The organism is Pirellulales bacterium, from assembly GCA_019694455.1.
GTDB lineage: Bacteria > Planctomycetota > Planctomycetia > Pirellulales > JAEUIK01 > JAIBBY01.
The window spans coordinates 1-9,506 of sequence record JAIBBY010000090.1; the positions used below are offsets into that span (position 1 = coordinate 1).

Sequence of the window (9,506 nt, forward strand, 5' to 3'; positions counted from 1 at the left end):
CTAGAAGAAGCGCAAACCAACAAGGCGCGCTTCATCATGAACCTCGTCGATCCTCAGCCGGGCGAGCAAATCTTGGAACTTGGCTGCGGCTGGGGCGGAATGTTGCAAGAGGTGTTCGATCGCACCGGCGACCGCGAGAGTCTGCGCGGTTACACCATCTCCAGGCAGCAGCTAGAGTTCATTCGGCGCAATCGTGGATTCAACGTCGAGTTCAAGAACTTCATTACCGACGAGTTGCCACCAGCCACTTTCGACAAGATCTTTTCCATCGGTGTCTGGGAGCATGTGCGCCCCGATGATCTGCGTCCTACTTTGGCCAAGCTGTTCGCCGCGCTGCGGCCTGGCGGAAAGATGATCACACATTTCTTCTGCCGATTGGAGCGGGCTCTGCCTGTCTCGGCGCTGGTGGGCCAAATCTTCTTTCCCGGCTCGGTTCCGCATAGCTTTCCCGTGCAGTTGCGCGCCGCGCAAGAGGCGGGGTTTCGCGTTGCCCATCAATCGCTGCACGACACCTACAAGAACACCCTCCGGCATTGGTTCGAGCGACTTGTGGCCAACCGCCAGCGGGCCATCGAACTGGTCGGTGTGCAGACGTACAACAAGTACCTGCTCTTTTTTCCCTGCTCGTGGAAGTATTTCGACGATGTGCAAGGCATTGTCTTCCGCTTGGTGCTTCTCAAGCCAAATTCGGCGACTCCCCCCCGTCGGGCGGTGCGCGGCGAAAATTTGACCACCCGCGATCAAAATAGTGTCGCCTAATTGGGGCCTCGTAAAATGCCCCCAGCGAGGCTGCCTCGGCGTCTTTCGAGGACGGCTTGCGAAACTCATGGAGCCCAAAAAATGCCTAAGTTGCTGATATTCTCCCTGGTCGCGGTCCTGGGGGGCCGTACTCTCCTGCCAGCGCCCGAGCTACTGGCGGCCGACGCCCAGCGGGTCGGTCCCGATCCGCAGCAATACGAAGCGGTGATCGACAAGGCGATTCAGTATCTGTCGGCCAATCAATCGCAAGATGGCGCCGTGAGTTCCCGTGTCGGGATCGGACCCACCGCGCTGATGGCGTTGGGCATGCTGCGCAGTGGCCGCGCGGTCGGCGATCCGCAAGTCGCCAAGTCAATGAAGTACCTCGAATCGTTCGTCCAAGAGACCGGCGGCATCCACATGCCAGGTAGCCGCATCTCCATGTACGAAACCTGCATCGGACTGGTGTGCTTCAAGGAGGCCAATCGCGACGGCCGCTACGACGAAATCATCAAGAAAGCGGAGGCCTACATCCGCGGCAGTCAATGGGATGAGAGCGAAGGCAAAAACCGCGACGACCTGTACTACGGCGGCGCCGGATACGGCGGCAAGACTCGGCCGGACCTGTCGAACACGGCGTTTCTCATCGACGCTCTCAAGGCCGCCGGCGCGGGGGCAGATGACGAAGCGATTCAAAAAGCGCTCGTCTTCGTCTCGCGCTGCCAGAATCTGGAGAGCGAACACAACACCACCGAGTTTGCCGCCAAGATCAACGACGGCGGGTTCTACTACACGCCTGTCCTCAGTCAGCAGGACGATGAGCGCCAGACCGCTAACGGAGGGCTGCGCAGCTATGGCTCGATGAGCTATGCCGGATTGAAAAGCCTGATTTACGCCGGACTCACCGCCGACGATCCGCGGGTTAAGGCCGCCGTCGATTGGATCAGTAAGAACTACAGCGTGACAGAGAACCCCGGCATGGGAGACGCCGGTTTGTATTACTACTACCACACCTTCGCCAAGACGCTGGACGCGCTAGGGCAAAACGAGATCGAAGACGCGGCCGGCAACAAGCACGATTGGCGCCGCGATTTGTTCGAAGAGTTGGCCCGGCGACAAGATGGAAAAGGGTATTGGGTGAACTCCAACACCCGCTGGATGGAGGGCGATCCCAACCTGGCGACAGCCTTCGCCCTGTTGGCCCTGACGCACTGTCGTCCCGCCGCCGAGTAGGCGGCGCCGCGTTCCTTTTAACGCCCTGAGACGATTCGGAGGCTTCTGATGACCCGATTGCGCCCCTTCCGCGCGCCGACGTCGCTATTTCGGCCCGCTTTCACGCTCGTCGAGCTACTCGTCGTGATCGCCATCATCGGCATCTTGATCGCGCTGTTGCTCCCCGCCGTGCAAGCCGCTCGCGAGGCCGCGCGGCGCATGCAATGCTCGAATCATCTGAAGCAAGTCAGCCTCGGCATGCTCAACTACGAGAATGTCTGGAGCAAGTTTCCCAACTCAGGCAACGCCATGCAGGACGACTACTCTCCCTTGGCGCGGATTCTCCCCTACCTCGAACAGCAGAGCCTTTCCAACCTGATCGACTTTCGCGTGAATATGGGACACGTCGGCAAGGTCGATCTGCCGGTCGCGCTCCGGCCGGCCGCAGCAACCGTGGTCCCAATATTCCTCTGTCCCAGTGACGCTCAAGAGCCGGTGCATGATCTCAAGTTGTTCTCCGAGGTGATTCCCTATGCTGGCACGAACTACGCGATGAATGGCGGCAATGCGATGGACGGCAAGACCGCCATCATGGGCGAAACCAATGGCATTTGTTATTGCAACGCCAAGATCAAGTTTGCCGATATTCGCGACGGCACCACGAACACCTTGGCTTTTACAGAAGCCCTGATCGGCCCCGGCGACTCACCCGCCCTCGGCGGCACGCCAGACATCCAGGCGTATCGTGCGGTCTTGGCGTCCCCCTCGGGACTGATCTCCTTGGCCAACGCGGCCGATACAGGCGGCATCGCCGTGGTGCTGCCGCAGGTCAAAAGTTGGGACGGCACCCGAAACGTCCATTGGCTGCGCGGGTATCCCCCGGGCGGTCCAGTCCTGATCGGACGTTTTCCACCCAATAGCCCCGTGCCCGACCTGATTAGTCGCTCGGCGCGAATCGGCGCGGCCCGCAGCCGACATCCCGGCGGTGTCAACGCCGCCTTCTGCGACGGCAGCGTGCGATTTGTTCAAGATACGATCGCCCTGCCCGTGTGGCATGCCATGTTCACGCGCGCCGGCAACGACATCAGCACGGAGTAGACAGGCAACAGAAAGGCCAGCCATGGACCACTCTCACCCTAGCGCATCCTTGTTGTGCGTCGAAAATGTCACCAAGCGCTTTCGACAAGGCGTCACCGTTGTCGAAGCCGTCAAATGCGCCTCACTCGCGGTCGAGCCCGGTCAATGGCTCGGCGTGATGGGCGCCAGTGGGTCGGGCAAGAGCACCTTGCTGCACCTCATTGCCGGGTTGACGCGGCCCGACGAGGGACAAATCGTCGTCGACGGCGTCGATCTGACGCGACTCACCGATCATCAACTCACCTTGCTACGGCGCCGCCGCATCGGACTTGTGTTCCAGGCGTTCAACCTGGTTCCCACGCTCACCGTCGAAGACAACATCTTGCTCCCCGCGCTCGCCGATGGGCAGGAGCGGCGCGCTCTCCACGCTCGTTTGCAGGGCCTGCTCGAACGCCTCGGTTTGACCGCGCTGCGCCGTCGAGTTCCCGACGCGCTCAGCGGCGGTGAACAACAGCGAGTGGCGCTGGCCCGCGCCATGATCTGCGAGCCCGCGATCCTCTTGGCCGATGAGCCAACCGGAAGTCTCGATTCCGTCACCGGGCAAGATATCTGCCGGTTGCTGCGACAATTGTGCGATGAAGAAGCCACCGCCATGGTGGTTGTCACCCACGATCCAGCCGTTGCCGCTTATGCCGACCGCATTGCGATCGTCAAGGACGGCCAATTGGTGACCGAGATTCACGCCGACGAATTTCACGACGCGCCGTCGCTTGCGCTCCGGTATCAAGAAGTTCTCTGTTCTCCCTCCGTTGCCGAGGTCGTGTGATGAAAACCGCAGTGATGCTCGCGCTTGCCAATGCCCGGCGGCGCCCCGCCCGCTTGCTGCTGACAACGCTGGCCATGATCGCCGCCTCCGCGCTGGTGGTGTGGACCGTCAGCGGCTACGACGCTCTAGTGTCCGGATTCGACGAGCAAACGACTGAGTATCTGGGGCGTTACGACTACTTTCTTTCTCCCAACTCAGACGAAAGCGCGCCACGCCTCAAAGAGTGGTTGACAGCGCTGGCAGACGATCCCGATGTTGAGGCGGCGGATCCCGTGCTGCAAGCCACGGTCGAAGTGCGATCGGACAAGCAAACTACGGCCGACGGACCGCCGACTGCCGACCGATCCGGCGCCAAGAATGTCGCCAACGGATCGGCGAACAGCAACGCCAAATCGCCCGCTCCTTCCTCTCCGCGCGGACGGCGCGGCGGACCCGTGGGGCGGCGGCGCGGCATGTCGTTTGGCGGACCAACGCTCGTCGGCGCCCGCGCGGCGCTGCCTCCTTACGAACTGCTGGAAGGAACTTGGATCGATCAAGATCCCAACCTGCGCAATGCGGCAATCAGCCAGCAATCCGCCGAACAACTACAAGTCGGCCTAGGCGACGAAGTTTTGGTGATCGCAGGGACGAAAGAATATCGCCTCACAATCATCGGCATTGTCGCGCAACCGCAGTCGGCGCCGAGCATTCCCCGCCCGTCGCCGACCGGTCGGCCAATGATGGTCCGCGCCAGCCGATCCATGGGGCCGGCGACCTCCGCGCTCTATGTGCCATTGGCATTGGCCGAGAAGATTGCGCAGCGTCCCGGCGAGATCGATCTGGTGAGCGTCAAGCTGCGGTCCGACACCAACGCGGCCGACTTTCAAAAGCGCTGGCTCGACCGTTGGAGCAAGGCAAAGGCGGATGTCGCGCTGGTGGGAGAGCAACAATTGCACGACGCCCTGGAATCGGGTTTCATGGCCGCCAGCATTCGCAAGCAAGCCTGGGCCGCCACTGGCTTGGCCCTGCTTGCCGCGCTGTTCATCGCCTTCACTACCCTCAGTATGGGAGTCGCCGAGCGCGTGCGCCAACTTGCCATGTTGCGCGCGATCGGACTTTCTCGCGGGCAAATCGCGATGATTGTGCTGATCGAAAGCTTGGTGCTGGCGCTGCTCGGCTGGGCCGGAGGATTGGCCGCTGGCTGGGGGGTGCTCACCTTGGTCGCCGCCGCCAAGCCCGACTTGTTCCGCATGGGCGCCTCGCTCGGCGGCTGGTGCGTGGCGCTCAGCGGCCTCAGCGCCTTGGGGGGCGCGCTGGCGGCCGCGATCTGGCCTGCTTGGCGCGCGGCGTCGGTCCAACCATTGGAGGCGATGGTTCCGCATCGCCCCAAAGGCCCTAGCCACAAGCAACTTTGGTTTGCTGCGGCCATCGGCGTGTTGCTCATCGCGGTCAACCCGCTGCTCGTATTCGTATTGCCCATTGGCGAAGCGCTGCGCTACGGCGTGCATGCGGCGATTGGCTGCACGAGCATGGCCATCGGTTTCCTCTTGGTGGCGCCCTTGGCAATCGTCGCGGCAGAGCGGTTGCTCGGCCCTGCCTTGGCTCGGCTATTGCGCCTCGAGCCACGTTTGCTCAGCGCACAACTCAGCGGCAATCGCTGGCGGGCCGCGGGCGCCGCGCTGGCCCTCACCGTAGGACTCGGCCTTTACGTTTCGATGATGGTCTGGGGATACTCCATGCTGGGCCCCTTTACCCCCGGCGATTGGACGCCCGATATGCTCGTCGCCTTCCAACGTGGCGGTTTGCCCGATGCCGAGTTGGAACCGCTGCGTCAGACGCCGGGCGTGATCGCCGATCAATTCGTCCCATTGGCCGTCGAGCAACCGCGCTTAACAAGCGACCTGACCGATAGCGAACGCGGAAACTCAGTGACGCGGCAAGACAATGTCATCCTCATTGGCCTCGATCCGCAAGTCGCCTTTGGCGGTTCAAACCCTTTAATTGCCGCGCAGTTCACCGACGGCGATCCGCAAACCGCCATCGTCAAGCTCAAGCAAGGTCGGCACTGCATCGTGCCCGATCATTTTCTGGCGGCGACGGGTCTGCAGATCGGCGATCGCATCAGCATGCTGCCACCCGATAAGCCAGAGCAGCCCGTCGAATACACCATTGCCGGCGCCGTGGCGCTGCCTGGCTGGCATTGGATGACCAAATTCTCTGGCCTCCGCCGCCGTCATGGCCGCGCCGCGGCGATGGTCTTTGCCGGTTACGACGATGTGCGGCGCGACTTCGACATTCGCCAAACGAATTTCTGTTGGATGAACATCGACTCGAACGCCAATGCCGACCAAATCGCCGCGGCAATGCGCCCCATTGCCGACCGCAATCTGGGACCGGTGCAGCCCGTCAACGGGCAAGGCACGTGGGAATATGGCGCCACCATGTTCGGAGACTCGCTGCGCGTGAGCACGCCGCAAGGAGTGCGCGAGCGCATCATGCTCCGCGCGGGCGACATGATCTGGGCCATGTGCCAACTGCCACTTCTGACCCTCTTGATCACGTCGCTCGGCGTGGCCAACACGATCGCCGCGTCGGTGCGGGCCCGCCGCTGGGAACTGGGAGTTTGGCGCGCCATCGGGGGCACGCGCTCGGCGGTCGCGCGGTCGATTCTGGCCGAAGGCCTGTTGATCGGTCTCGTCGCCTGCCTGATTAGCCTTGCCTTCGGTGTGCTGGAGGGTTGGTGTGGAACGGGCGTGTCGCAATACGTGAGCTTTTTTGGCGGACTGGAAACGCCGCTCGTCGTGCCTTGGTCGCGGCTCGCCAGCGGCCTCGGCGCCGCCATCTTGTTGTGCTTGCTGGCCGCTCTCTGGCCGGCGTATTCCACCAGTCGCTCCGAGCCCTTGACGCTGCTGCAACAAGGGCGCGCCATGATGTAGGCCGTCGCGAGCGGGCAGAGAAGCCCGGCAACTCGCACGGCGACTTGAGCGCCACACTCTGGCAGGCGACCATACGCCTTGTCTCGCTGTGCGCTTCGAATGTCCGACCTCGCGAGGTTTCGCATGAGCCGCCTCAATCGCCTTGGGCTTTCGGCGTTATTCATCACACTTTTTTGCCTGGCGGCGGCCGCCGAGCCACCAGCGTCGCCGCCCGCCGATGCAGACGCCCGCGTGCATGCCTATCTCGCCCGCAAGGTGCGCGAAATTGAGCAGCGATCGCCAACTAGCCGCGTCTCGCTCGCCGAATGGCGCGACCAGCGCGACGAACTGCGCCGCCAATTGTTCGATATGCTCGGCCTGTGGCCCCTGCCGGCGCGCTCCGAACTGCATGCGACCATCACAGGAAAAGAATCGGCCGATGGTGTCATCGTCGAGAAACTGCACTTTCAATCGATGCCTGGCCTGTACGTCACCGCCAACTTTTATCGCCCCGCCGAAGTCGCTCGGCCGCTTCCCACGATTTTGTACCTTTGCGGTCATGCCCGCGCTGTGAGCAACGGCGTCTCTTTCGGCAACAAAACGGCATACCATCATCACGCCTGCTGGTACGCTCGCAACGGATACTGCTGCCTGATGATCGACACGCTGCAGCTTGGTGAGATACTCGGCCTGCACCACGGCACCTATCGCGACGGCATGTGGTGGTGGATCGCACGTGGCTACACACCGGCCGGCGTCGAGGCCTGGAACGCCATCCGCGCGCTCGACTACCTCGAAACCCGGCCCGAAGTCGATCGGACGCGGCTTGGCGTCACGGGGCGCAGCGGCGGCGGCGCTTATTCCTGGTACTTGGCGGCTCTCGACGATCGGCCGGCCTGCATCGTCCCCGTGGCCGGAATCACCAACCTGCGAGATTACGTCGTCCATCGCTGCATCCAAGGGCACTGCGACTGCATGTTCATGATCAATCAGTATCAATGGGATTTCGATGTGGTCGCGGCGCTCGTCGCCCCGCGACCTTGCCTGCTTGCGAACACCGACAAAGACTCGATCTTCCCCTTGGATGGCGTGGCGACGCTGCATGGCCAACTCAAGCGCGTCTACGAACTGTACGGCGCCGGCGACAAATTGGGGCTGTTCATCAGCGAAGGCCCGCATGCCGACACCCAGGAATTGCAACTTGCCTCATTTCGCTGGATGAATCGCTGGCTGCGCGACGTCGCCGAACCGGTGACCGAAGTCGCCAGCAAACGCTTTGAACCACAAGTGCTCAAAGCGCTCGATAAAATCCCCGCCGACGAGCACAACACCACGATTCACGAATCATTCGTGCCGTTGGCCGCGCCCAGCGATCCCCCCACGGACCTGGCCGCTTGGGACGCCACGCGGCAGCGCTGGCTTGCCGAACTCGCTCGCCGCGCTTTTGGAGCATTTCCCAGCGACCCTCCACCCCTCGCGGTGCGTGAAATTGCCCATGGCGTCGCGGGCGACATGCGCTGGCGCCAGTTTGAATTCACCAGCGAGGCCGATGTGCCGCTCATGCTTTGGACGCTGACCCATCGCGAGGAACAGCCAATGACGCGGGCAGTGCTGCACGTGACCACCGACGACCAGTGGCGGCGAAAGCTGGGGCCGATATTAGTTGAGCGCGCCGCGACCGACCAAGCCGATTCGGCAGACGACACAAACACCTTAGACCCGATTCCGCCCGGCGAACTGCGTATCGTCGTCGCCCCGCGCGGCTGGGGACAAGATCGCTGGCCGGAGGCCGAGTTGACGCATCTGCTGCGCAGCTTCGTACTGGTGGGCACAACGGCCGACGCCTGCCGCATTTGGGACGTTCGCCGCGCCATTCAGGCGGTCCGCGAAAAGCTCGGCGCCGACGCGCCGCTGACTGTCGTTGGCGAAGGGGCCGCCGCCGGCATCGCCCTTTATGCCACGATCATTGAACCATCGGTCACGGCGCTGCGGTTGGTGAGTCCGCCGACGAGTCACCGCGACGGCCCCAACCTGATCAAGGTGTTGCAGTTGTTCGATCTGCCGCAGGCGGTGGCGCTTGCCTTTCCCCGGCCGGTGACGATGATCGCCGCCCGTCCCGCCGATTGGGCATGGACGAGCGCGGTCGCACGACTTTACGGCTCGCCGCCTCTCGATTTCGAAGGTGAAATCGCCAGCGACTCACCCACGCGGGGCAATGACAAAAGGTAGCGCCAGTTCGTGATTCATCTGCCCGTTGGGACAGCAAGCGCAACCTGGCTTTTCCGTAACGCGCTTGCCTCAGCTCCCCGTGCCAGGCGCGCCACGAACCTTGCGCGCTCGTAACTTGGAAGCAACTTCGTGAGACTATATGACTTACGGCCGCACCTGTTCGTCTCGGTGGGTCGCCAGCGCTCCGGGCGCGCTACGAACCGGCGCGGCTGCTGGTCAACAGCCGCTCATTCCAGTTCCGACTGAGGCAGGACACCTCAATTCCAGTTCACGCTGAACCAAGACAACAACACGTGGTGCAGGAATCGGATCAGACAAAGAAATAGATCACAATTCCAAAAAACGACCCGGCTAAAACCAGTACTACCCCTATACATCTGCACCAAACAACCGACAAAAAGATACTAGAACCGGTTTCAAAACTTGCGTAAGCAGATGTTGATGCAGGCCAAGAGGATAAAGGCTTGGTAAACGTTGCTGTAGTAGTCGTAGCGGACGACGAGTCGGCGGAAGTTGTGCAGCCAAGCGAT

General features: G+C 62.3%; 6 protein-coding genes. All 6 read left to right on the plus strand.

Going from position 1 to position 9,506, the window contains the following annotated elements; all coding sequences use genetic code 11:
- Positions 1-759, plus strand: a 759-nt coding sequence (locus K1X71_20300; protein MBX7075491.1) for a class I SAM-dependent methyltransferase, incomplete at its 5' end; no start/stop codon positions are given.
- Positions 760-912: 153 nt separating this feature from the next.
- Positions 913-1,971: a hypothetical protein gene (locus tag K1X71_20305; GenBank protein MBX7075492.1), complete on the plus strand. Its 1,059-nt coding sequence runs from the start codon at positions 913-915 to the stop codon at positions 1,969-1,971.
- A 48-nt stretch (positions 1,972-2,019) separates the two neighbouring features.
- Complete coding sequence (locus K1X71_20310; protein ID MBX7075493.1) at positions 2,020-3,048, plus strand: DUF1559 domain-containing protein; 1,029 nt, start codon at positions 2,020-2,022, stop codon at positions 3,046-3,048.
- Positions 3,049-3,070: 22 nt separating this feature from the next.
- The gene (locus tag K1X71_20315) at positions 3,071-3,853 is read left to right on the plus strand and encodes an ABC transporter ATP-binding protein (GenBank protein ID MBX7075494.1); all 783 of its coding nucleotides are present in this window, start codon (positions 3,071-3,073) and stop codon (positions 3,851-3,853) included.
- Entirely contained in the window at positions 3,853-6,768 is a 2,916-nt protein-coding gene (locus K1X71_20320) for an ABC transporter permease (GenBank protein ID MBX7075495.1), read from the plus strand. The genes K1X71_20315 and K1X71_20320 overlap by 1 nt, the downstream gene beginning before the upstream one ends.
- A 123-nt stretch (positions 6,769-6,891) precedes the next feature.
- On the plus strand, positions 6,892-8,976 hold the full coding sequence (locus K1X71_20325) for an acetylxylan esterase (protein MBX7075496.1): 2,085 nt from the start codon (positions 6,892-6,894) through the stop codon (positions 8,974-8,976).
- The last annotated feature ends 530 nt before the right edge of the window (positions 8,977-9,506 follow it).